General features: G+C 44.0%; 21 protein-coding genes. All 21 read right to left on the bottom strand.

The features are described from left to right. Window positions 1-108: 108 nt before the first annotated feature. Window positions 109-3777, bottom strand: coding sequence for a S8 family serine peptidase (locus tag ACQRCC_RS09155; protein WP_427850509.1), 3669 nt, complete (start codon window positions 3775-3777; stop codon window positions 109-111). Between the two features lie 111 nt (window positions 3778-3888). After that, on the bottom strand, window positions 3889-5469 hold the full coding sequence (locus ACQRCC_RS09160; protein ID WP_427850510.1) for a glucose-6-phosphate isomerase: 1581 nt from the start codon (window positions 5467-5469) through the stop codon (window positions 3889-3891). 189 nt (window positions 5470-5658) lie between these two features. After that, on the bottom strand, window positions 5659-6519 hold the full coding sequence (locus tag ACQRCC_RS09165; RefSeq protein ID WP_427850511.1) for a YitT family protein: 861 nt from the start codon (window positions 6517-6519) through the stop codon (window positions 5659-5661). A 55-nt stretch (window positions 6520-6574) separates the two neighbouring features. Next, window positions 6575-7600, bottom strand: coding sequence for a zinc-dependent alcohol dehydrogenase (locus tag ACQRCC_RS09170; protein WP_427850512.1), 1026 nt, complete (start codon window positions 7598-7600; stop codon window positions 6575-6577). A gap of 46 nt (window positions 7601-7646) precedes the next feature. Then, window positions 7647-8243 carry an ECF transporter S component gene (locus tag ACQRCC_RS09175; RefSeq protein WP_427850513.1) on the bottom strand — a complete coding sequence of 199 codons (597 nt, stop codon included), beginning with the start codon at window positions 8241-8243 and terminating at the stop codon, window positions 7647-7649. A 178-nt stretch (window positions 8244-8421) separates the two neighbouring features. Further along, window positions 8422-9033 carry an SAM-dependent methyltransferase gene (locus tag ACQRCC_RS09180; protein WP_427850514.1) on the bottom strand — a complete coding sequence of 204 codons (612 nt, stop codon included), beginning with the start codon at window positions 9031-9033 and terminating at the stop codon, window positions 8422-8424. Between the two features lie 4 nt (window positions 9034-9037). Continuing rightward, entirely contained in the window at window positions 9038-9568 is a 531-nt protein-coding gene (locus ACQRCC_RS09185) for an O-acetyl-ADP-ribose deacetylase (RefSeq protein ID WP_427850515.1), read from the bottom strand. Continuing rightward, window positions 9558-10040 (bottom strand): NADAR family protein, encoded by a 483-nt coding sequence (locus ACQRCC_RS09190; protein ID WP_427850516.1) that lies wholly within the window; start codon window positions 10038-10040, stop codon window positions 9558-9560. The genes ACQRCC_RS09185 and ACQRCC_RS09190 overlap by 11 nt, the downstream gene beginning before the upstream one ends. Then, on the bottom strand, window positions 10037-10456 hold the full coding sequence (locus tag ACQRCC_RS09195) for a hypothetical protein (RefSeq protein WP_427850517.1): 420 nt from the start codon (window positions 10454-10456) through the stop codon (window positions 10037-10039). The genes ACQRCC_RS09190 and ACQRCC_RS09195 overlap by 4 nt, the downstream gene beginning before the upstream one ends. 13 nt (window positions 10457-10469) lie before the next feature. Next, entirely contained in the window at window positions 10470-11117 is a 648-nt protein-coding gene (locus ACQRCC_RS09200) for a DUF3990 domain-containing protein (RefSeq protein WP_427850518.1), read from the bottom strand. Window positions 11118-11198: 81 nt separating this feature from the next. Then, complete coding sequence (locus ACQRCC_RS09205) at window positions 11199-11660, bottom strand: YbaK/EbsC family protein (protein WP_427850519.1); 462 nt, start codon at window positions 11658-11660, stop codon at window positions 11199-11201. Window positions 11661-11764: 104 nt separating this feature from the next. After that, complete coding sequence (locus tag ACQRCC_RS09210) at window positions 11765-12529, bottom strand: SDR family NAD(P)-dependent oxidoreductase (RefSeq protein WP_427850520.1); 765 nt, start codon at window positions 12527-12529, stop codon at window positions 11765-11767. Between the two features lie 164 nt (window positions 12530-12693). Further along, on the bottom strand, window positions 12694-13212 hold the full coding sequence (locus tag ACQRCC_RS09215) for a GNAT family N-acetyltransferase (RefSeq protein WP_427850521.1): 519 nt from the start codon (window positions 13210-13212) through the stop codon (window positions 12694-12696). Between the two features lie 437 nt (window positions 13213-13649). Then, on the bottom strand, window positions 13650-15341 hold the full coding sequence (locus ACQRCC_RS09220; protein ID WP_427850522.1) for an AAA family ATPase: 1692 nt from the start codon (window positions 15339-15341) through the stop codon (window positions 13650-13652). Window positions 15342-15539: 198 nt separating this feature from the next. Beyond that, window positions 15540-17519, bottom strand: coding sequence for a lysine--tRNA ligase (lysS, locus tag ACQRCC_RS09225; RefSeq protein ID WP_427850523.1), 1980 nt, complete (start codon window positions 17517-17519; stop codon window positions 15540-15542). Window positions 17520-17557: 38 nt separating this feature from the next. Next, the gene (greA, locus tag ACQRCC_RS09230) at window positions 17558-18040 is read right to left on the bottom strand and encodes a transcription elongation factor GreA (RefSeq protein WP_427850524.1); all 483 of its coding nucleotides are present in this window, start codon (window positions 18038-18040) and stop codon (window positions 17558-17560) included. Between the two features lie 124 nt (window positions 18041-18164). Then, on the bottom strand, window positions 18165-19109 hold the full coding sequence (dusB, locus tag ACQRCC_RS09235) for a tRNA dihydrouridine synthase DusB (protein ID WP_427850525.1): 945 nt from the start codon (window positions 19107-19109) through the stop codon (window positions 18165-18167). A 104-nt stretch (window positions 19110-19213) separates the two neighbouring features. Then, complete coding sequence (locus tag ACQRCC_RS09240) at window positions 19214-19984, bottom strand: type III pantothenate kinase (protein WP_427850526.1); 771 nt, start codon at window positions 19982-19984, stop codon at window positions 19214-19216. Window positions 19985-20043: 59 nt separating this feature from the next. Further along, window positions 20044-20373, bottom strand: a complete 330-nt coding sequence (locus tag ACQRCC_RS09245; RefSeq protein ID WP_427850530.1) for a DUF6145 family protein — start codon at window positions 20371-20373, stop codon at window positions 20044-20046. Beyond that, window positions 20366-21406 (bottom strand): biotin--[acetyl-CoA-carboxylase] ligase, encoded by a 1041-nt coding sequence (locus ACQRCC_RS09250; RefSeq protein WP_427850527.1) that lies wholly within the window; start codon window positions 21404-21406, stop codon window positions 20366-20368. Before ACQRCC_RS09250 ends, ACQRCC_RS09245 begins: the two co-directional genes overlap by 8 nt. Before the next feature lie 4 nt (window positions 21407-21410). Then, on the bottom strand, window positions 21411-23450 hold the full coding sequence (gene argF, locus ACQRCC_RS09255; protein ID WP_427850528.1) for an ornithine carbamoyltransferase: 2040 nt from the start codon (window positions 23448-23450) through the stop codon (window positions 21411-21413). Between the last annotated feature and the right edge of the window lie 21 nt (window positions 23451-23471).

A 23471-nucleotide genomic window follows, 5' to 3' on the forward strand; every position in this document is an offset into this window, starting at 1 on the left:
TTTCTATTAAACCATTATTTTAATGGTTTGTAAAGTATACTTACCTTTATTTTAACGGTTTTAAAAACACCCGTCTGTCAATTCAACAAACGGGTGCACTTCTAATACTTATTTACTTTTTCTTCTGCGATATCCGATGGTTCCCACTGCTCCAGCGCCGCTGAGAAGCAGAATTCCCAGCCACAGCATAGAATGACTGCTGTCTCCGGTTTTCGGTGTGACTTTCTTTCCGCTGTTTCCACCGGTTCCCGGTGTAGTCTTACCTGAATCATTCTTACCCGGATCGTCTTTGCCCGGATCATCCTTGCCCGGATCGTCCTTGCCTGGATCGTCTTTGCCCGGATCGTCCTTCTCTGCCGGATTTTCGGAAGGATCCGCCGTATCCACTGCCAGTCTGCGGAATATCTGCTTTCCGGTCTCAACATCTCTTCCCAGCACATAGAAATATCCATCCCATGTACTTCCTACAATGCCGGATGTCTTCGAATCATGAAATCTCACATCGTTCCGTGCGTTCCATATACTCTGTTCTCCGTCATATTCCCATGTATCATGGAATTGTTCTTCACCGGAGGCATCTACGTCTTCCACTGACGTCTTCACATATCCCGCTGCAATGATGCCGCTTTTCGTAGCGCCTGCTGCCATTACCAGATACTGTTCGTAATCCTTATAATCGTATAATGCTCCTCCGTCCGTCTTCCAGCTTTCTCCATCGAATTCCCACACTTCGTTGATTGATACGTTATCGTTTCCATACCATCCTTCATAAATGTCGGATACTCCGCCTACAATATAGAGTTTGTCCCCATTACATACGATGGTGCCGCCGATTCGATTATCCGGAAGTCGGGGATATTCCTGAATCACCTCTCCGGTATCAGGGGTGATCGCTCTAACTTTCAGGGATTCCCAGTCATCCATATGTTCTCTGCCGGGATCATTTTTATTATCCCGACGATTATCTCCTCCTACGATAAGGAGTTGATTCCTGTATACGGTAATCATTCCAAAATAGGTTTCTGTCCTGTCAGTCATATCTACAATTGATGTCCACTTTTCCTTCTCCACATCATAAGTAGCCAGTTTGTGTCGGTAAGCCGATTCTCCCCCTACCGTATCATACATGAAATAGATCTTGCTCTTTGCCGCCGCAATGGAAAAAGTTCCCGGATATGAATCCAGCAGTATATTCTGATCGGGCAGTTCTACTTTATTCCATTGTGCCGCTGCAATGTCATACATTTCCATATAATTTTGAGAGCCGCTTCCCATGGTGCCTACCACCATAATCTTATTTCCCGCAGCAGCCATAGCCAGAGGTGTTCCATTCTGTGATGTCACCTTTTCTCCTGCCTCTTCTCCCCAGTCCAGGTTCGCTGCTTCCAGTTCCTCATAACCTTTGGATGATTGTCCAACCGTTAAGAACTGATATCCTGTCTTACCATTCGCGTAGGATAAAACAGCTATTTTCTGTTTTCCTTCCACTCCCTCCGGAAGAACAAATCTTATTTCACGATCACTCCAGCTTTCAATTGCTGTAATTTCCTGTTCTCCCACATATAATTTTCCGGCATTCTCTCCAAAATACCATCCTTTCAGTATACCAATGCCATCTTCCTGATCCAGACATTCTACTACAGGAGTCATCTCTTCATCCGTAAAATTATATGCCTGGTCTGCATTCACATAACCTGACGTAACACATTTGTCATAGAAATTCTGATCCGTCACAACACTTCCCATAATGCGGGCTTTTACTTCTTCCGGGTCACTGTATTTCTCCGATACCAGGGCAGCAACACCTGCTACGGCCGGGCAGGCCATGGATGTACCATCCGAATAATAATAGTTACTGGTCTTTGTTCCGAATCCAATATTGTCGAGATAAAGCATTGCATCTCCTGCATTGCCGGTCATCTCTCCTTCTAACCTGAGGATTCCCGGAGTTTCCTCTTCCTCAGATACTGCCTCTTCCTCAGGTACCGGCTCTTCCTCAGATACTTTCAGGAACCCCCTCTGATCTTCCGGAATTTTACCGGTTAAACAAACCCAGTTATTATCCGCAAAACGGAGCCTTGCACTAAGCTGTTCTTTTTCCCCGCTTCCCTCCGGCACATTTTGCTTAAGTGTCAAAGTATTACTTACCAGTTCGGCACCTGAAAGTCCACCTTCCATTGCTATGTAAAGATTTTCCTGTCCTGCCAACAATTCTTTTTCTTCTTTTGTAAGATGAATCTGAATCTCTACGCCAAATTTATCCCCTGCCTGAACACCATCAAGCGAAATACCGACAGCTTTGTCTCCATCTTTTTCCGGTTTAAATCCCGTCACCATGGAAATATCCGACTCTTCCAAATACTCTCTGTAATTATTACCGTCTTCATCACTGACTATTTTGTATACACTATATGTAATCGGTGTTTCATCGTCTATGCTGTCTCCATTGAATTGGTTATAAATCAAAGTATCATCTGCATCCTGTATCCACGGAATATACTGCGGTGCCATCTGTACACTGGCTTTCGGGTTCTCCTTGCCATACAGGCTGGTTGCTGCCAGAATCTGTGTTCCCGGTGCAAATACATCTACACTGCTTTGTCCGTAATTGGAAAAATACGCCGGAGTACCGGAGCTTTCCATTGCACCAACAACCAGAATATTCCGGTTCTGATATTGGATATTCGGCCACATATCCAGATCCAGATTGGAATTTCCCGATGCAAAGCATACCATAATTCCTTCCCTGGCTGCCTCCATTGTCAGATCACCAATCAACGCGTCTGCCTGACTGAAGTTCCTGTCAACTCCCCAGGAATTACTTGCAACCTTTACATTTACACCGTTCTGCTTTGCCGTAATCATGTAGCGGAACGCCTTTACCGCGCTCGCCATACTGCTGCTATTTGCTCCCGCAAAACGGATTGCCATAATCTCTGCATTTCCGCTTACTCCCCGGACTCCTTCCTGATTCCACTGAGATGCAATAACGGAGGAACAATGTGTTCCGTGGCCCACATCGGTATCCCTGGGATCCGTTGTATCTTCTCCCAGAGCATAATTTGCACCGTATTTTCCTCCTCCAAGAGCCTGCAATGCCGGGATTGATTCTCCGTCATCCCACATAACACCCGCCAGGTCCGGATGTGTATAATCTACACCGCTGTCGATAACCGCAACAACAACCTTATCATCTGTTTCAGAACCTGCACCTGACGCCCAGGCCTCCTCTGCATCCATGTCAGCCCAGGTTCCCGTCAGATCAATTTTATTATCAAGCCCCCACTGATAATCGTACATTGGATCTTCGATATCGTCTCCACACAGCTCTACCTTATAGTTTGGCAGGGCATACTCCACATTCGGATTCTCCATAAGTTCCTGAATCAACGCTTCCGTGTCATCACCTTTCACCAGCACGATTTCACTGGTTTCTTCCTCATCGTCATCTGTTGATTCCGCCACTGAGAATACCGCATAGTCATTTTTTCCCCCGGACTCCTCACCGTCACTGTTCAGTTCCATCAACACTTCCGTTGAAAATGATGGCACTGATCTTCTCGAAAAAGTACTGGCATTACTGCCGTTCGCATAAAGTGCATCCTCACCGCCTCTCACACGAACAATGACTTCACCCTCCACGTAGTCTTCGCCCGGAATTCCATAGTCAGCTCCCTGTTCTTCTGCCGACGCCGTCTCTTCCGCCAATACATTCTGCGGAATCAGAGAGCATGCCATCATGAGACTCAAAACCCCCGCAAGCTTTCTTCTTTTCATACTCTTCTACCTTTCTTTTGTAAATGTTCAATCCCCATCTGATATACCAAAAATCCCGAAACAGCCTTTTTATCAGACTATCCCGGGATTTCAACACTCATTTAAATGATACTAAATGTTTAAGAGATCGCTATATACCTTGAGTGCTCCGTCTGTATCATGTGCAAGTACACGTTTTGCCAGAACTTTACCGAGCTGTACGCCTTCCTGGTCAAAGCTGTTCAGATTCCATACGAATCCCTGGAACATTACTTTGTTTTCAAAGTGTGAAAGCAGTGCTCCAAGTGCCTTCGGATCCAGCTTCTCACCGATAATGATGCTTGACGGACGTCCGCCCTCGAAGTTCTTGTTACGGTTCTCATCTTCTTTACCACATGCAAATGCTACGATCTGAGCTGCTACATTTGCACAGAGCTTCTGCTGGCTTGTACTATCCTGAATCACAACATCATTTTCCATCTGGCTGTTCTTAAATCCAACGAACTGCAGCGGAATAATATCTGTTCCCTGGTGAAGCAGCTGATAGAAGGAGTGCTGTCCGTTCGTTCCAGGCTCTCCGAAAATCACAGGGCCTGTCTGATAATTAACCGGCTCTCCGAAGCGGTTTACTGATTTACCGTTTGACTCCATATCAAGCTGCTGCAAATGTGCCGGAAAACGGCTTAATGCCTGAGAGTACGGAAGAACTGCCGTATTCTGATATCCCAGTACGTTGCGCTCATATACACCGATCATTGCATCAAGCATTGCCGGATTCTCAAGTAACTCTTTATTCTTAGCCAGTGCATCCTCTGCTGCTGCACCTTCCAGGAACTGAGCAAAGATCTCCGGTCCGAATGCCAGTGATAATACTGCTCCGCCTACAGCAGATGTAGAGGAATAACGTCCTCCGATATAATCATCCATGAAGAAAGCCGCCAGATAGTCATCACTCTTTGCCAGCGGAGATGTCTCACTGGTAACAGCGATCATATGCTTAGACGCATCTAATCCGGCTTTTGCCAGAGCGTCCTTTACGAAGGATTCGTTGGTCAATGTCTCCAGTGTTGTACCTGATTTGGAAACAAGCACGAAGATGGAATGTGCCACGTCAATATTTGACAGTACTGCAGATGCATCATCCGGATCCACATTGCTGATAAATTCTGCTTTCATTTTGAATGTATCATTGACCTTAGCCCAGTTCTCAAGTGCCAGATACATTGCACGTGGTCCAAGGTCGCTTCCGCCGATTCCGATCTGTACTACAGTCGTGAATTTCTCTCCTGCTTCGTTTGTGATTTCTCCGGCATGTACTTTATTTGCAAATTCTGCAATCTTCTCCTGCTGCTCCACATAAAAAGCACGTTTATCCACACCATCTGCCACAACAGCCTCTCCCAACTGTCCGCGGGTCAGCTGATGAAGTACCAGACGTTTTTCACCGGTATTGATCATCTCTCCATTATAGAGTGCTTCATATTTTTCTGTAAGCTGTGCCTCTTCTGCCAATTTTGCAAGAGCTGTCAGCACCTTATCGTCCACCTGTTTTGCTCCGTAATTAAATGCAAGTCCTTCTGCCATCGGCACACTGTATTTTTTCACACGCTCTGCGCCATTTTCTCCGGACATAGCCTCAACAAGATTCACACGCTCCACGTCTGCAAGCTCTTTAAATGAAGCCAGTGTATCCAAGTTATTCCAAGTAATCATGCCAGATTCCTCCTCATTGTTCATAATTTTGTTGCCTAAAATATCTAACAAAAAAATTATACTATTAAAATGACTCTAATTCAAGTAAATGAAAAGACACTTTCAGATTTCTATTTAATCAGTTATTATCCGCAACAAAAATGTAAAGGAAGATTCTCTCCGTTAAGGAGCCGCTTCGTAATGATTTTTTTATAAAGGATTTTTCTCTATAGTGAACCCTACGCCACGCACTTCATTAATCTGCGTAATCGTTATAAATGCCTTTGGATCAACTGCCTGTACCATCTGATTTACGGAATATAATTTACGGTTCGGGATCACACACAATACACCCTTTTGCTGCCTTCCCTCATATCCTGTCTCAATGTGAACCATAGTTACTCCGGCGTCAATTTCTTTCAGCATCTTTTCTTTAACTTCTTCATATTTCTCAGTAATAACGAAGAGCTGAATCTGGGACTGTCCCATCAGTATGACACGGTTCATAACCAGTGTGGTAAGTACCAGCATAAAGATACCATACAGGATCTGTTCCGAATTTGAAAAAAGCACCTGAAATCCCAGAACAATAAAATCCACCACATACATCATGACCGCAATGGATACATGAAACCATTTGTTTAAAACCAGTGCAAGGATATCCGTTCCTCCGGTGGATGCCCCTACACGCACCACAAGTCCAATCCCGATTCCCAGCAATGCTCCTGCATAAACTGTTGCCAGCATTATATTATCCGTCAGCGAATCAATCCCGGGAATGGCCTGTACAATCGACAGAAATACCGGATATACAATTGAACTGACAATCGTTGTAAGCGCAAATTTTTTCCCCAGCACAAAAGTTCCTAAAACAAAAAGAATCGCATTAATCCCCAATACAACTGCTGACAGATTCACATGCAGGTAATGGGTAATCGTAAGACCGATACCGGTCGCACCTCCCATAATGATTCCATGTGGCACAGCAAACGCCCCAACCGCCAGTGCCAGAACCACATTTCCCAGCAGCACTCCTGCCAAAGTACGCAGACTCTTCTTCCAGTTTTTCATAATTCTATATTTCCTTTTTCCCCAAAAATTTTAACAACTATAACCTCTCTGCTTCTTATTCTTCCGGATGAAGCATAATCTTGATCGCCTGTCTGGACTGGAACATTTCAAATGCCTCCTGCATATCCCGAAGTGCATAATGATGTGTAATAAGAGGTTCCACCTGGAGTCTTCCATCTTCGATCAGATCCAGACATTCTCTGAATTCCTCCCTTGTATAACAGATAGTTCCATGAATATCAATTTCCGAACGAACCACTTTTCCAAGATTCACAGGTGCGAGCTCATGGAAGAGACCAGTAATATAGTAATGCCCGGTCTTTTTCAATGTATTCATAGCTATCTCCACCAACGGAACAGCCCCGGCACAGTCATGCACATAATCTAACATGTCCCCGTTCGTAATCTCTTTAATTCTCTCAATTGGATCCTCTACCGAATTATTAATAACATAATCCGCTCCCAGCTTCAGAGCCATCTCCAGACGTTCCTTATCACAATCTGCTCCAAGAACAATGACCTTTCTTGCACCTCGAAGCTTCAAAAGCTGTGTTGCATACAGGCCAATTGGTCCCGGACCAAGAACCATAACCGTATCTTTCGATGTTATTGGCATTGATTTTACGGTACGATAAGCAGATGCAATCGGGTCAATCGCCGCTCCAAAATCATAACTTGTGGAATCCTTTAATTTTACAAGTACTTTTGCAGGAACGCGTACATATTCCGCAAATGCTCCATTCACATGGATACCAGTCTCCACAAGATTGTCACAGAGAGGCTCATTTCCTTCAATACAATATTTACAGTTTCCACATCCGATTACAATACAGGCGCTGACACGATCCCCGATCTGCCACCCCTTTACTTTTGCACCTGTCTCTACAATATCTCCCGCAAATTCATGACCGGGAATCAACGGCCACGGAACATCTCTTGTCCCTGCGAGAATTGGTCCATCTGAGCCACAGAAACCGACAGATTTTACTTTTACAATTACATCCTCTTCTCCACAGACCGGCATCGGGACATCCTTTATCGCAAATCCCGGTCCTTTGTGCTCTTTTACTACTGCTAACATTTCATCTCACCTCTTCTGAATAATATGCGAAATCTTTTTCGCTTCACTACGCAATCTTCTTATACAGTGCACTGACCGGACGATACAGTATCGCAATAGCAATAATCATAAACAACGCATTAATAACCGTTGCCGGGATAGATGCCAGTGAACCCGCAAATGCTGCGGAGACACCGCTTCCCAGGATTACCATCTTAACTGTACCTGCTGCCAGCTCGATGATTACATTGAAAATCCCGTAAATCACAGAGCAAATCACTGCTGACTGATATTCTTTTGTCCTGTTATCTTCTGCTTTCTTCTTAAGCCACACGAAAATTGCACCCACGATCAGCGCCTTCACTACCGTCTCTGCAAAAACCTGCGGAATGTCCTGAATATATCCATTTAACAGATCGAAAATAACCAGTCCTAATGCTCCTGATATGGCACCTCTTTTTCCTCCCTGTAAAAGAACTCCCATCACTACAAATATATGTCCAAAATGTACAAATGGTGTACCTATTACTGCAGGCATCGGAATCCGGAACACTTGAATTCCAAGATAAGTAATTGCGGCAAAAAACGCAGTAATTACCAATGTCTTTACTTTAGGGTCCTGCACCGTTCCTGCATACGCCTTGTTTGTATTACTATTTTCCATAACTATATTCCGCCTTTCTGATATTATGATGTTGGGGATCAAAAGTTCCCGATGATGATACTTACGGATTGTTCCGTGCTTTTGACCCTGATATCATATTATACTATCACTCAGATGGCAGTGGAGAAACCTCCAGTTATGCAAGTTTTGTCCATGCCAGTTTTGCCTACATTTTCATTTATTCATCTACTGGCAATTCAAAAATCAAGATCCGTTCCCGCGGATCGTTGCCCGGAAATAAATCCCTGCAGTCAATTTCGTCAGTAAACATCAGCTCCCCCACCGTCATCAGATAGGAAATATATTCATCGGACGGATAATAAAAAAACATCTGTATCGTTCTCGGTTTTTCATAATATGAATCCAGAATTCGGGAAATTACCTTCTGCAAAATCTCCAGAGAAAAAGGATTGAAGAAATAAATGCAGTCAACCTTCTCTGAGACCACAAAATTCTCTGCATTCGCAAGCTCAAAGGAAACTCTGCCTGAAGCCGCCGCTGTTTCTCTATTTTCCACTGCCTTCTCATAAATCCGTTCATCGTACTCAATTCCAACAGACTGACACCGAGTCTGATAAGACAGGAAAAAATCCACTCTTCCTTTTCCGCACCCATAATCCAAAAGCGTATTGCCCTTCCGAATGAGCCCGGTATTTGCCAGGCGTTCCAGCACAGAATAAGGGGTCGGTTCATAGGGATATCGATACTGATCTGCATTGGAGTCGTCCCGTCCCATCGTCCGGATTCGAAGAAGCTTATCCCATCTTGTTTCGTTCTTATCCTCTTTCATACCGTTACCCATTCCTCTGCAGCTCTGAAACGGCATGCTCATAAACGTGTAGCGTATTCCTGTCAAATAATACAAAACTCACTGTATCTATCCGACCTGCGTGAGCTACACAGAACTCCTTCACCGTTTTCACTGCAATGGCTGCCGCCTGCTCCACCGGATAGCTGTACACCCCCGTTGAGATCGAAGGAAATGCAATGCTGCGGATACCGTTGTCTATCGCCAACTGCAGGGAATTCCAATAGGCATTTTTCAAAAGCTCCGGTTCCCCATAAGCGCCGCCCCGCCAGATTGGTCCGACCGTATGAATCACATATTTGCAGGGAAGATGATACGCTCCCGTAATCTTCGCCTCTCCGGTCTCACAGCCGTGTAATGTTCTGCATTCCTTTAATAATTCCGGCCCGGCTGCCCGGTGAATCGCTCCGTCAACACCGCCTCCGCCGAGGAGGCTGTTGTTCGCCGCATTCACGATTGCCTCCACGTCATTTACCTTCGTGATATCGCCCTGAATGGTTTGAATGTCAACTCCCATGTTGAATACCTTCCCGCACTTTCATCAAAGTAAATCCCAAAAGATTATTTCCTTTCCACTTATGAATATCAAGTCGGTTGGGATCATTCATAGATAATCCAATACCCCAAATTTTATCCTGTACCGCACATTCTGCCAGAACGGCATCTTCCGTTTCTACCAGCCGTTTTCTCAGGTCTCTGTTTTGAGAAAACTTCTCTGTCAGCCCCCGGTACACAACAAGCTGCCTGATACCATTCCAGATCACTTCTTCATAGTTTGACACTTGTCTTCCATATGCTTTAATTTGCGCAACATCATTCGATTTCAAAATCTTCTGTGCAATCTCAAAATCCCGAAACGTCAGCGCTTTCTGATACATCATGTACTTTTCCATAGATGAAAATTTTACTCCATCTATAACAAAATCTGACATATACCAATTACTGAGATATCCATTTTCCTCGTCAGGATTATGAAAACATATTATCATTTTATTTTTCCTACTTTCTCCACTGCAAGATCTAATTCCAGATCATGCAACCCATGATACGCTTTTTCAAGATATTCCAAAGAGATTTTATCAACCAACTCTGCACTTGACACATTATACTTCCACTGATAATATGCATAAAACTCCCCAATCCAGTCCGGCATGAAACCTTTTAAAGCTTCCCCCTTTGTCAACTGATATTGATCTGTTTTCTGAAAATATTCCCAAAGTTCTTGTGCATTCATTGTACAAACATACGCTTGTGCTTCATCCACGAATTTTCTCGTTTTACTCTTCATATATTTCTGAATAAAATCCTCTGTATTCATATCAGGATAGCTGTTTGCGACATAATCAAATAATTTTCCCTGATTTTCTACTATTTCGTCTAAATATGCTTTTGAATAAGCTTGCATAGTATCATCTCTCCTATAATAATGTGCTGAATACTTTTGTAACTTTATTTCTGTCCGACTCGATTAAACTTTTCATATTTTCCCGCGCTGTAATATCCCGCTCATTATATTTCTTATTATACTGTTCAAAATTAATTTGTCGTAATTCTTCATCTATCTCTGACAAATGTTCATATGCTTTTTCGGTCTTCACACAGTATTGGATTCCCAGTCCGCCCAATGAAAGTAATTCTTCTAAAATATCCACATCAATCTCATCCCTTACAAATGATTTTGCAATATAAAAATATGACGCATTTGCTCTCCACCCTTTGATTACATCATATCCATCTGTTGAGATTCCATATTTCTGAATAAACTTTTCTGATAAAACCCGGTATCTTTTTGAATCTGCCGCCGCACGATGTTTCATAAGCTCTGCCAGCCATGACAACACGCTTTCCTTTTGGAAATCCAAAATCTTAAGCTCTGTATCGTCCAGTACAAATTTATGCACCCATCCATTTGTTTCGTCTGGTCTGCAAACTGCCCACTCTTTCGCCAGTTCATCACTCTCAGTTAAGTAAAAGCCTCTACCATAATCATGCCTGTCCTCTCCCAATCCAAATGTAGGCGTTACTATTCTTTCAGCACTTCCATGATATAGAATAATGTTACTCATATTAACCTCCGATATAAATGCTTACACTTACATAAAACAATAATGTTCCAGCTATATTGTATTAAAAATATCCCTCATCGACTACTTGCACACATCAATCCATGCCTTACTTCCGGAAAGCTGTTCCAATTCTTCCGGTGTTAATTCTACTGCACTTTTTGCACTTCCGCAGGCCGGATACACCTTTTCAAATCGCTTCAATGATTCATCCAGATAGACGTCCACTCCATCTTTAATACCGAATGGACATACTCCTCCCACCTCATGCCCGATCAGGCTACGCACTTCATCAGCCGTCAGCATTCTGGCTTTCTTATGAAATACACCCTTATATTTACTGTTGTTAATCTTTGTATCTCCTGCGCAGATAATGATAATCGGCTGCTCATCAACCATAAATGATAATGATTTGGCGATCCGGGCCGGTTCTGTACCTACTGCTACCGCAGCAAGTTCTACTGTTGCGCTGGACACTTCAAATACCCGCACCCGTTCCCCATATCCCTGATTTTTCAAATAGGCAAAAGCCTCTTCAAATGCCATGTAAAACTCCTCCTGATTGTATGAATAAGAGCCCCTGCTCCATAGATGTATGTAACTCTGCATCTATTTTGCAACGGCTCTATATTACCCGTCAATTATCTCTTTTATAATGTTCCACCGAAATCTGTCTGAAGTGCCTGTCCGGTAATTGCACGTGATTCATCACTTGCGAGGAACAACAGAATGTTTGCCACATCATCCGGCATACAAGGCTGTACTTTCAGATCACTGTGTTTTGCCATCTGTCCCATCATATCCGGATCCAGGCTTGCAGGATTTGTTCCCATAACCATAGGAGTCACAATTGTTCCCGGACATACCGCATTACAACGGATATTTGTTCCTGCAAAACGAAGTGCTGTATGGCGTGTCACACCAATGATTGCCGCCTTGGAAGCAACATAGGCAGCTCCTCCACAGCCCATAACTCCCGCAATAGAGGCAACATTTACAATAGAGCCATATCCTGTCTTAGCCATCTCTGCGGATGCCGCACGCATACAATACATGGTTCCTTTTTCATTGATTTCAACAATCCGATCCAGGTCTTCGTCTGTGAAACGGTCAATCGGCTTCAGACCTTCTTCCAATACTCCCGCATTATTTACGAGAATATCTAATTTCCCATACACTTCCACTGCCTTTGCAACCAGTTTATCTGCATCTCCCTTTTTGGAAATGTCTGTTGCTACCGGAAGTACCTCACCGCCAGCTTCGCGAATTTCCTTCGCAACATCTTCAAGTGGTCCTTCTCTTCTGGCTGTAATAATAACTTTTGCACCCTCTTTTGCAAATAACTTTGCTGTTGCAGCACCCACACCTGAATTACCTCCGGTGATGATTGCTACTTTCCCATCCAATCGACCCATCTTAATCGCCTCCTGATTTCAAGTCTAGTCTTTTTGAAAATTTCTTGCATATTATGCTAAAGACATTATATAAACTTTTATCACGAACTGTCAAATTAATATTTTCAAACAACAACAGAATCTATAGATAACAGCTATATACAATTTTCCCGCCGCTTCTTTCTCTAATTCAGCGCATACACCATCTCATGCCACTTTTCTCCGCCCCATGCGGAATCAGATTCTCCACAGTCTCTGTATCCAAATTTTTCATACATCTGAACCTTATCCTCCAGACAAGTGAGAACGATTGATTTTCTACCCTTATCATTTTCTCTGCAAACATAGTTACACATCATTTCTCTGGCAATCCCCTGTTTTCTATATTTCGGGAGAACATTAACGCCCAGAATCATAATGTTGCTTCCAGCAGGATCGTGCAACGCCGGATCTGTATAAAATTCATCTCTCAAATTAATCTCATTCGTTGCTAATCCATTAATAAAGCCGATAATTTCCCCGGTTTCCTTACTAACTGCCACAAGAAACGTCTCCGGAAAAATCTTTACACGCTCTTTCATTATTTCAGGTTTACATGCCTCATTTGATGGGAAACATGCCAGCTCAATCTGCGCCACCTGATCAGCTTCATCTGCATGTATTTCTCTGAATTCATATTTTTCTTCTATCGTTTTCTTATTCATCTTTATCTCTTAACCCTTTCTCAATAAACACATTCTCTTATCGCAAATTATAACCTTTATTCAGAGAGATAGCAAACTGTCTTTGATTTATTGCCACATTTCATATATCTAAAAAAACGCAAAAAAATAGAGCTATTTGATTTTTCTTTACAAATCAAATAGCTCTTTTAATGATATTCTTGAAGTTTCACTGTATAACCCCTCTTTCTATTGAATTTGTCCAATTATTATAATTATTTCATTGGACCGTCCTCCTGTTTTTTGAAGTTGTCTCTTCTTTTCTTTTGTTGATATTATAATATCTCATCTTTTTGCATTTGTCAATATGTTTTTTAATAAATTATAATTTTATTTTATATTGACAGACTATTTTGCCGACAGAGCCAACGAGGACAGATTCCGCGACTCAATGAGTCGAGGAACCTGTCCTCATTGACTTATCCTATCAGTACATTCTTTCCCTCAAAAGCAAACCCATATTTCCGAATACGGGTTCCCGGTATCCCTTTCGCATTCAGAACTGCCTCATATTTCCTTTCTTCAATCTGTTTTAATGCAGATTCAACCGTTTCTTCCAATGAGTTCTCTTTCTTGGCATTGAAAACCTTAAACTCTATTATAATTGCATCATTTTTAGAATCCTTTGGCTCCAGCATTACATCATATCTTCCGAATCCACTTTCACGATTGGAAGTAATCACATATTTCCCGCGGAGATCTACAATAAGTCCAAGGACGAACCCGTGATAAAAACGCTCTGCCGCACTGCGTGATGGCCTTTTCCCCGAATCGAAATAACTGAAAATCTCCAAAGTAATTTCATTCATATATGCATTCATAGCTTCCAGGTCATCCTGAAGCATGGCTTTGATAAAGTCATTATAATCCCCCATTGCTTCCGAGAACCAGCCATGCACCATTCCTTCAAACATGCACTTAACTTCATAATTTGTAAGCGCCAGTTCATACATCTGCTTTTCCCCCGGCTCCAAAAACTCCAATCTGTCATAAGAAAGCACCTTTAAATACCCACTTGCCAATAACAGGCTCCAGATTGCATCCTCATTATTGTCCAGCTGATTATACACGATCTGCTCATCAATTGGAGTTCGTATTGATTCTCCTTCAAGAAGACGTTCAAAATTTCCCTTAATCTGGCGGCTGCCCTGTCGAATCAGTTTCCCCACCAGACTATTGGAACTGGAGTTTGCCCAATAGGTTGTAAAATATTTTTTATCCAGATAATTTAATATTGACCAGGGATTATAAATACCCTGATAATCCCCAAAAATAAATCCATCGTACCATTCTTTTACAGACGCTTTTTCCTGTCCAAGCCCACATTCTTCTAAAGCTTCAAACACTTCCTGCTCTGTAAATCCAAAAGAAGCAGCATATTTGTTAGACGTCGTAGTTACCACTTCCAGATTATTCAAATCTGAAAAAACAGACTCTTTGCTGACTCTCGTAATTCCAGTCATGATTCCCCGCTCAAGCCATGGATTGGTTTTAAATGTGGCATTAAAGAGACTTCTGGTAAATGCCACAAGTTCATCCCAGTATCCATCCACATAAGCCTCCTGCATCGGTGTATCATACTCGTCAAGAAGAATGATGACCTTTTTCCCATAATAACGAGAAAGAAAATCAGACAACTGATACAATGCCAGCGTTGCATCACTGTCATCCATGTCCTCTGATACCCGCTTAAAATATCTCAAATCCGATTCGCAAAGCACTCCGCTGTCTACCAAAAAAGAGTTCTCCGCATATAACTTTGTCAGAAGCTGACAGATTTTTTTGCGCGTAGTCCGATAATCCTTTTCTTTCACATTCGCAAAAGACAGACTGATTACCGGCCAAGTTCCCTGTATATTTCGATACTCCTCATGTTCCCAAATAGAGAGCCCCTCAAACAAATCGCCCCTCCCGGCATATTCTACCGAGAAGAAGTGCTCTACCATACTCATATTGAGCGTTTTTCCAAATCGCCGGGGACGATTGATTAGTGTCACGCTGTCTCCACTGTCCCACCATTCTTTGATAAATGATGTTTTATCTATATAAAAGTACTTTTTCTGAATCAAATCACCAAAATCCTGTATTCCTATCGCCACTCTTCTTGCCATAAAATACCTCCTGATTCAAAAACCGCTCTACCAGATTCTTTTCTTAGTATAGCGGTTTTCAGAAAGAAATACAATAATCATATCTTCTGTTCAGGAATCACAAAAGCTGATAGGTTTTGCTCTCCCAAATACAAAAACAACGAAACTGCCGCAGCAATCCCGTTGTTTGTATTTCTCTTTATCCAGTTTTCCAATCTTCTAGTACAGCTTTGCACCAGCCGGAATATGATTATCTACCATCAGGAGGTGAAGTTTTTCTTCTCCCTCTTCTGTGTGCAGTGCTGACAGAAGCATACCGCAGGAGTCAATTCCCATCATTTTTCTCGGAGGCAGGTTTGTGATTGCAATCAATGTCTTTCCAACCAGCTCTTCCGGCTCATAATATGCATGAATTCCGCTTAATATTGTGCGGTCTTCACCTGTTCCGTCATCCAGTGTGAACTGAAGGAGCTTTTTGCTCTTCGGAACTGCCACACACTCTTTTACTTTAACAGCCCTGAAATCAGACTTGCTGAATGTATCAAAATCAACCTCGTCCTTGAACAATGGCTCAATCTCTACTTTGGAAAAATCAATTTCTTCTCCGCAGCAACATGTGATACCCTCTTCCGGACAGCATTTCTCTGTTACAGCTGGTGCCTGTGCTGCGTTTGCAGTACGGGCTGCATTGTTTGCCTCATTCTTTGCCGCGCCCTGTGTCTTCATTGTTGGAAAGAGCAGCACGTCTCGAATCGCTTCTGCGCCTGTCAGGAGCATACACATTCTGTCGATTCCGAATCCGATTCCACCTGTTGGCGGCATACCGATCTCCAGTGCGTTCAGGAAGTCTTCATCTGTGGTGTTAGCTTCCTCGTCACCCTGTGCCAGCAGTTCTTCCTGTGCTTTGAAACGCTCTCTCTGATCGATTGGGTCATTAAGCTCGGAATAAGCATTTGCCATCTCCCATCCGTTCATAAAGAACTCGAAACGCTCTACGTAGTCCGGATTTTCCGGTTTCTTCTTGGTCAGCGGAGAAATTTCGATTGGATGATCCATAACAAATGTCGGCTGAATCAGGTGTTCCTCTGCAAACTCTTCGAAGAAGAGGCTTAAGATATCACCCTTCTTATGTCTCTCTTCATATTCTACATGATGCTCGTCTGCAAGTGCGCGTGCCTGCTCTAATGTTTCTACTTCATTCCAGTCAACGCCTGCGTATTTCTTAACGGCATCTACCATGGTAATTCTCTCGAATGGTTTTCCAAGGTCGATTTCAATTCCTTTATATACAATCTGAGTGGTTCCGAGAACTTCCTGTGCCACATGGCGGTACAGGTTCTCTGTCAGATCCATCATTCCATTATAATCTGTGTATGCCTGATAGAGCTCCATCAGTGTGAATTCCGGATTGTGTCTGGTATCCAGACCTTCGTTACGGAATACACGTCCAATTTCGTATACCTTCTCCAGACCGCCTACGATCAGACGTTTCAGGTATAACTCCAGTGAGATACGAAGCTTGAAGTCCTCTCCCAGTGCATTGAAATGTGTCTCGAAAGGTCTTGCAGCAGCACCGCCGGCATTGCTTACCAGCATCGGTGTCTCAACTTCCAGGAATCCCTGTCCATCCAGATATCTTCTGATGGAACTGATGATGTGAGAACGTTTGATGAATGTATCTCTAACCTCAGGATTCATGATCAGATCCACATATCTCTGACGGTAACGGATATCTGTATTGGTCAGTCCGTGGAATTTCTCCGGAAGAATCTGAAGGCTCTTTGACAACAGTTTTACAGCACTTGCATGAATGGAAATTTCGCCGGTCTTTGTTTTAAATACTTCACCTTCAATACCTACGATATCTCCGATGTCCATTTTCTTAAAATCTTTATAAGACTCTTCCCCAATACTGTCTCTTGCCACATATGACTGAATATTTCCGGACTGATCCAGAATGTTACAGAAGGAAGCCTTACCCATCACACGCTTCTGCATGATACGTCCGGCTACAGACACATGCTTGCCTTCCATTTCCTCATAATTATTCTTAATATCCATCGTATGGCATGTCACATCATACTTCATGACCTGATATGGATCTTTTCCATTTGCCTGCAATTCAGCCAGTTTTTCACGGCGAACTTTTCTTAACTGATTTAAATCCGGTTCCTGTACATTTTTCTGTTGTTCAGACACTTTCTTCCACTCCTATTCTCTAATTTGACAGCGTCCTGTTATACGGAGCGCTCAATTTTCAATACTTTGTAAGCGATATCTCCTGCCTGTGTCTCTACGGTTACGGTCTCCCCAACCTCGCAGCCAAGCAGCGCTCTTCCTACCGGTGACTCGTTGGAAATCTTACCCTGAAGACTGTTTGCCTCTGTAGAACCAACGATCTTGAACTCCATTTCCTCATCAAATTCTACATCATATACTGTTACAGTACAGCCGACGCTGATTTTATCAAGATTTACTTCGTCTTCGTCAACTACTTCTGCATTTTTCAGGATTTTCTCAAGCTCTTCAATTCTTGCTTCGATATCACGCTGTTCATCCTTTGCTGCATCATACTCAGCATTTTCAGACAAATCGCCCTGTTCTCTTGCCTCTTTGATCTTTCCGGCAACCTCTTTACGTCTTACTACCTTTAAGTTCTCCAGTTCATCTTCTAATGCTTTCAAACCTGTATAAGTAAGAATTTTTTTCTTTTCTTCCATACCCTTTCGTCTCCTCTTCTTACTTTCATTATGTCTCTATCGTTACAGGACAGAAGCCCTGTGGAGTCCTTATGCAAAAGATACTTTCACAATTTCATTATTATACATAGCCCTGCTTTGTGTGTCAATAGAAAAGTGCTTCCAGTTCTTTGTATGTTTCTACTTTATTAATAGCATCCCGAAGCCTTGCCGAGCCCGGCATTCCTTTCGTATACCATGCCACATGCTTGCGCATTTCCCGGATGCCCAGATATTCTCCTTTGAATTCTATCTGCAGCGCCGCATGACGGAGCATGGTATCCCGAATCGTTAGTTTATCCGGTCTCCCGGGAATTATGCCTGTCTCATTATATTCCAGCAACTCCCGGAATATCCACGGATTTCCCTGTGCTCCTCTTCCTATCATTACACCGTCGCATCCGGTCTGTTCCATCATGTCTGCAGCTTTCTGCGCGGAAGTTACATCGCCATTTCCGATGACTGGAATAGACACGGCCTCCTTAACCTGGCGGATGATATCCCAGTCTGCCTTGCCTGAATAGTACTGTTCTCTGGTTCGCCCGTGAACCGCCACAGCTGCGCCTCCGGCTTCCTCTACTATTTTCGCAATTTCCACTGCGTTAACACTGTTGTCATCAAATCCTTTTCGGATTTTTACCGTGACCGGTTTTTGAATGGCATGGGATACTGCATATACAATATCATATACAAGCTTCGGTTCCTTCATGAGCGCAGAACCTTCTCCGTTCCGCACCACCTTGGGAACCGGACAGCCCATATTGATATCCAGAATCTGAAAAGGAAGTTCTTCAATTCGTTTCGCCTGCTCACTGATAATCTGCGGATCACTTCCAAACAGCTGCAAGGATACCGGATACTCATCCGGATGAATTGCAAGCAGTGCTTTCGTATTTTTATTTCCGTACTGCAGTGCCTTTGCACTAATCATCTCCATACACAAAAGTCCGGCTCCCTGTTCCTTGCATAACAACCGGAACGGCAGGTCTGTAACGCCCGCCATCGGTGCCAGGATGTATGGATTCTCAATCTGTAATGTTCCGATGTTCAATTTGGTACACCTCTCTGGTTAATTGGGTACACCACAAATTGCGGTTGGGTACACCCTTTGCGTTAGTTGGGGACGTAGCAAAATGCATTTTGCTACGTCCCCAACTAACGTTTGTTTTTCTCATATATCAATCTCAACCCTTCCAGCGTCAATATCGGATCATAGATATCGATGCTGTCTGTCTCATTTACAATGATATTTCCAAGGCCTCCGGTTGCTACTACTTTGGCGTCCGTATAGCCGGATTCTTCTTTCAGATGCTTGATAATGTACTCTGTCTGTCCGATATATCCGTATACCAGTCCGGCCTGCATACTGGAGACGGTTTCTCTGGCAAGGATGGATGCCGGTTTACGGATCTCGATCTCGGGCAGCATGGCTGCGCCGCCCCACAGAGCACGGGCTGATGTTCGGATTCCCGGTGCTGTTACGCCGACACCGAAGGTTCCGTCCGGTTCAACCAGATCATAGGTGGTTGCGGTTCCGAAGTCTACTACGATGACAGGTCCTCCATACAGATAATATGCAGCAACTGCATCCACGATGCGGTCCGGTCCGGTCTGGCGCGGATTTTCCGTGGCTACCCGGATTCCGGTTTTGATTCCCGCGGATACTACGATTGGCTTATGGCCGAAATATTTGATGATAGCGCTGCCCAGTGAATGCATAATGTCCGGAACTACGGATGCGATGATTACTGCATCTACCTCTGCCGGATTTTCTCCCTGATTACGGATTAAGTCCCTCAGGGTAATGCCGTATTCATCAGAGGTCCGCGGCTGCTTTGCCGTCATTCTGAATTTTCCCGCAAGCTCGGTTCCCTTAAAAATGCCCAGTGTAATATTTGTATTTCCAACGTCAATTGCTAATAACATTGCACCTTTCCTCCATTTTGGTCTATTACCCATCAGGGTCTGTGATCAAATCCCGTTTTTTATATTTCTTCTCCAAGAAAGAAGACTTTGTAATACATCTGCAGCGCCTCCAGAAGGTCTGCTTTTTCCTGCTGCAGCTGTTTGATCTTCAGCCGGCTTCCGATGTCATCAAACATTGGGTCTCCCTCTTCCGCCGTTACTTCGAAACAAAGGTCCCCATTTTCTTCATACACAAGAGTCAGGATTCCTCCCACGTCGTGTACGTATAACACGCACATAATCTTCAGTTCATCTTTCACAGAATCCGGAAGCTGTTCAAAATCCGGATTCAGATAATATTTTTCTTCATATGAGTTTGCCCCGCAGAGCACAATTTTTCCATCATACATATCCATATATTCCTCTTACAGACACTTCTCCGGCAAATATCTCCGCCGTGGTGCCATCCTCTTTTTCCACCAGCAGTTCTCCGGTTCTGTTGATTCCAAGCGCATGACCATTATACTCATGTCCCGGCTCCAGGACCCGCACATCCCGACCCCTGTTTACCAGAAGACTGTTATACTGCTCCTGCATCCCGGACAGATCTCCCGTCCGTGTAAATGTCTCATAATTTTCTTCAAATCTTTTCATGACAGCAGCAATCAGCGCTGAGCGTTTTACACTCTGCCCCAGTTCTATTTTCAGTGAAGTTGCCGTCTTTGTGAGTGCTTCCGGAAAATCCGGCGTATTTACATTCACCCCCACACCGATAACCACATAATTTATATAATCAATCTCTGCACTCATTTCTGTCAGAATGCCGCAGATTTTTTTCCCATTTAATACGATGTCATTAGGCCATTTGATTCCCACTTCTGCTCCTGTAAGCTCCTGCACCGCCTCTGCCACGCTCTGTGCCATGACCAGTGTGAGCATCGGTGCCTGATCCGGCAATATTTCCGGTCTAAGCAGGATACTCATATAAATGCTTGCTCCCGAAGGGGATTCCCAGCTTCTTCCCCGGCGTCCTTTTCCGGCCGTCTGAAGATCCGCTACTACTAACGTTCCATGACCTGCCCTCACCTTATTTCCGTCGAAAGTATCATTACCGCCGGAGGCCATATTTCCGCCGGCTGCCAGTTCTTCGCCCAATCGCTTTGCCTGTGTGTTCGTGGAATCTACCTGATCATGGTAAATGACCGGGTGCCCTGCCCAATTCGTTCTCATCAGGCTTTCAATCTCTGCCTTTGACATCACATCCGGGCTGCAGGTGAGGCGGTAGCCCTTGTTACGGACCGCCTCAATCTGATACCCTTCTGATTTCAACTGTTCTATTACCTTCCAGACAGCAGTACGGGAAACATGGAATTCCTCGCACAGCTGCTGCCCGGACACAAACCCATCCCTCTGTCTGAGTATGGACAATATCTCTGTTTTCATTTTTTTAATATTCACCTAATGTTGCTACCATAACTGCTTTGATTGTGTGCAGACGGTTCTCTGCCTCGTCAAATACCTTGGATGCTTCGCTTTCAAATACATCCTCTGTAACTTCTTTTCCTTTGTTTGCAGGCAGACAGTGTGAGAAAATAGTAGTGTCTTTTCCTGTCTTCTTCATCAGTTCTGCATTTACCTGATAAGGAAGTGCAAGCTTGGTACGCTCCTGCTCCTTCTTTTCCTCACCCATGGAGAACCATACGTCTGTGTAAAGCATATCTGCGCCCTCTACGACATCCAGCTTATCTGTAATGGTAACCGTAGATCCTGCCTCTTTTGCATACTCCTCGCATTCCTTCACAAGCTCTGCATCCGGCCACAGACGCTTCGGTGCTGCAACGGCAATATTTACTCCCACCTTCGCACATCCAACCAGAAGGCTGTTTGCCACGTTATTACGTCCGTCCCCCAGGTATACTACATTCAGTCCCTTAATGTGTCCGAAGTTCTCTTTCAGTGTCAGGAATGTAGCCAGCACCTGTGTCGGATGCCACTGATCGGTCAGTCCGTTCCATACCGGAACACCGCTGTACTCAGAGAGTGCCTCTACGAATTCATGATCAAATCCACGGAATTCGATTCCGTCAAACATACGTCCCAATACACGTGCGGTATCTTCAATACTTTCCTTTTCACCAAGCTGTAATTCAGAACCTGCAAGGTATGTAGCTGTTCCGCCCTCATCCTGTGCACCAATTGTAAATGCACAGCGGGTTCTGGTAGACGGTTTTTCAAAAATCAATGCAATATTCTTGCCTGCCAGGCTGTTTCCCTTGATACCCTGTTTTCTCTTTTCCTTCAGTTCCTGTGCCAAATCCACCAGATATAAAATCTCTGCCGGTGTAAAATCTTTCAGTTTCAAAAAGCTGCGTCCTTTTAAGTCCATCTCGTATCCCTTTCCTGTCTTCATCAGCATGCGGATAAACCGGGGTAGCCCCTCCTTCTCCTCACATGCCTCGTATTTTTGATAAACCGCATCTTCCAGTTCATCGGTAGTATATACCCGGTATTTTTGCACCTCCAGATATTTTGCTGCAGCCTCCAGCATGGCAAGGTACAGTTCCCGGTCTGAAACGCCCGGTGAAATCTTAAGAGTCAGAACCGTTTCGGCCTTCTCAAATTCCGTCAGACCCCTCATTTTCTCTCCATAATACCACTCTTCCCGCGTTTCTTCAATATAATAAATTGTTCCGGAAAGCCCATATATTGTCCGAAGTGCATCAAAATATCCGATTTTCATATTCTGGCAGCTTCTTTTGGCACTGAATTCAATAATACTGCCAAGCTTTACCCTCGGTGCCACCTCGTATTTCACCGCACCGTCAGGAAGCTTTACTCTGGGCTCCCTGCCAGGTCCGTAAATGCGCACTTCGATAATATTCTGTATTCCCCTCTCCACCAGAGAACCGAGGGGTACGTTATTCACAACACCGCCATCGATGTAGGTCTTCCCATGAAGCTTTTCATTTTTAAATCCGATCAGATAGGCGCTGGCCAGAAGGAAGTCCTCCAGAAGTCCCTCCGGTATCTCATCAATGCTCAGATCCAGCTCTTTAAAATCCGTCAGAGAAAATGTCAGCAGGCAGAACAGGATTCCTGAATTGCGAATCTTATCCTCATCGATCCTGTCGTGAATCAGCTGGCGCAGCGGCGTCACATCCACGCCCCCGTCCTTTATAATACGAACTGCCTCCTCGAAGGCCTCTTTGAGGGAAAGTTCCCTCTGAAAGAGCCGCTCCATAAGATTGTCATCCACATCCATTACCGTGGAAAATGTCATCTCACTCCAGATTTTCTCCGCCATTTCCACATCACCCATACACACGAGAGCTCCGTTCAGTGCTCCCACCGATGTGCCGGCAACGGCCTTAATCTTCACTCCTGCCTCCCGGAGCGCTTTCCACGCCCCGATCTGATAGGCACCTCTGGCACCGCCGCCGTCAAATACCAATCCATATTCTTTAGACAAATCTATTACAGGTCTCAAATAATCAGCTCCTTATATTCC

The organism is Sporofaciens sp. SGI.106, from assembly GCF_050314255.1.
GTDB lineage: Bacteria > Bacillota > Clostridia > Lachnospirales > Lachnospiraceae > Claveliimonas.

Coding starts and splice junctions, on each gene's coding strand:
- ACQRCC_RS09175 (WP_427850513.1), bottom strand. CDS start 8,243: ATGGAAAATAGTAATACAAACAAGGCGTATGCAGGAACGGTGCAGGAC.
- ACQRCC_RS09190 (WP_427850516.1), bottom strand. CDS start 10,040: ATGATAATATGTTTTCATAATCCTGACGAGGAAAATGGATATCTCAGT.
- ACQRCC_RS09215 (WP_427850521.1), bottom strand. CDS start 13,212: ATGAATAAGAAAACGATAGAAGAAAAATATGAATTCAGAGAAATACAT.
- ACQRCC_RS09165 (WP_427850511.1), bottom strand. CDS start 6,519: ATGAAAAACTGGAAGAAGAGTCTGCGTACTTTGGCAGGAGTGCTGCTG.
- greA (WP_427850524.1), bottom strand. CDS start 18,040: ATGGAAGAAAAGAAAAAAATTCTTACTTATACAGGTTTGAAAGCATTA.
- ACQRCC_RS09200 (WP_427850518.1), bottom strand. CDS start 11,117: ATGAGTAACATTATTCTATATCATGGAAGTGCTGAAAGAATAGTAACG.
- ACQRCC_RS09185 (WP_427850515.1), bottom strand. CDS start 9,568: ATGGGAGTTGACATTCAAACCATTCAGGGCGATATCACGAAGGTAAAT.
- ACQRCC_RS09220 (WP_427850522.1), bottom strand. CDS start 15,341: ATGGCAAGAAGAGTGGCGATAGGAATACAGGATTTTGGTGATTTGATT.
- ACQRCC_RS09250 (WP_427850527.1), bottom strand. CDS start 21,406: ATGAAAACAGAGATATTGTCCATACTCAGACAGAGGGATGGGTTTGTG.
- ACQRCC_RS09205 (WP_427850519.1), bottom strand. CDS start 11,660: ATGGCATTTGAAGAGGCTTTTGCCTATTTGAAAAATCAGGGATATGGG.
- ACQRCC_RS09180 (WP_427850514.1), bottom strand. CDS start 9,033: ATGAAAGAGGATAAGAACGAAACAAGATGGGATAAGCTTCTTCGAATC.
- ACQRCC_RS09155 (WP_427850509.1), bottom strand. CDS start 3,777: ATGAAAAGAAGAAAGCTTGCGGGGGTTTTGAGTCTCATGATGGCATGC.
- ACQRCC_RS09240 (WP_427850526.1), bottom strand. CDS start 19,984: ATGTTATTAGCAATTGACGTTGGAAATACAAATATTACACTGGGCATT.
- ACQRCC_RS09210 (WP_427850520.1), bottom strand. CDS start 12,529: ATGGGTCGATTGGATGGGAAAGTAGCAATCATCACCGGAGGTAATTCA.
- ACQRCC_RS09170 (WP_427850512.1), bottom strand. CDS start 7,600: ATGTTAGCAGTAGTAAAAGAGCACAAAGGACCGGGATTTGCGATAAAG.
- ACQRCC_RS09195 (WP_427850517.1), bottom strand. CDS start 10,456: ATGCAAGCTTATTCAAAAGCATATTTAGACGAAATAGTAGAAAATCAG.
- ACQRCC_RS09245 (WP_427850530.1), bottom strand. CDS start 20,373: ATGTATGATGGAAAAATTGTGCTCTGCGGGGCAAACTCATATGAAGAA.
- ACQRCC_RS09160 (WP_427850510.1), bottom strand. CDS start 5,469: ATGATTACTTGGAATAACTTGGATACACTGGCTTCATTTAAAGAGCTT.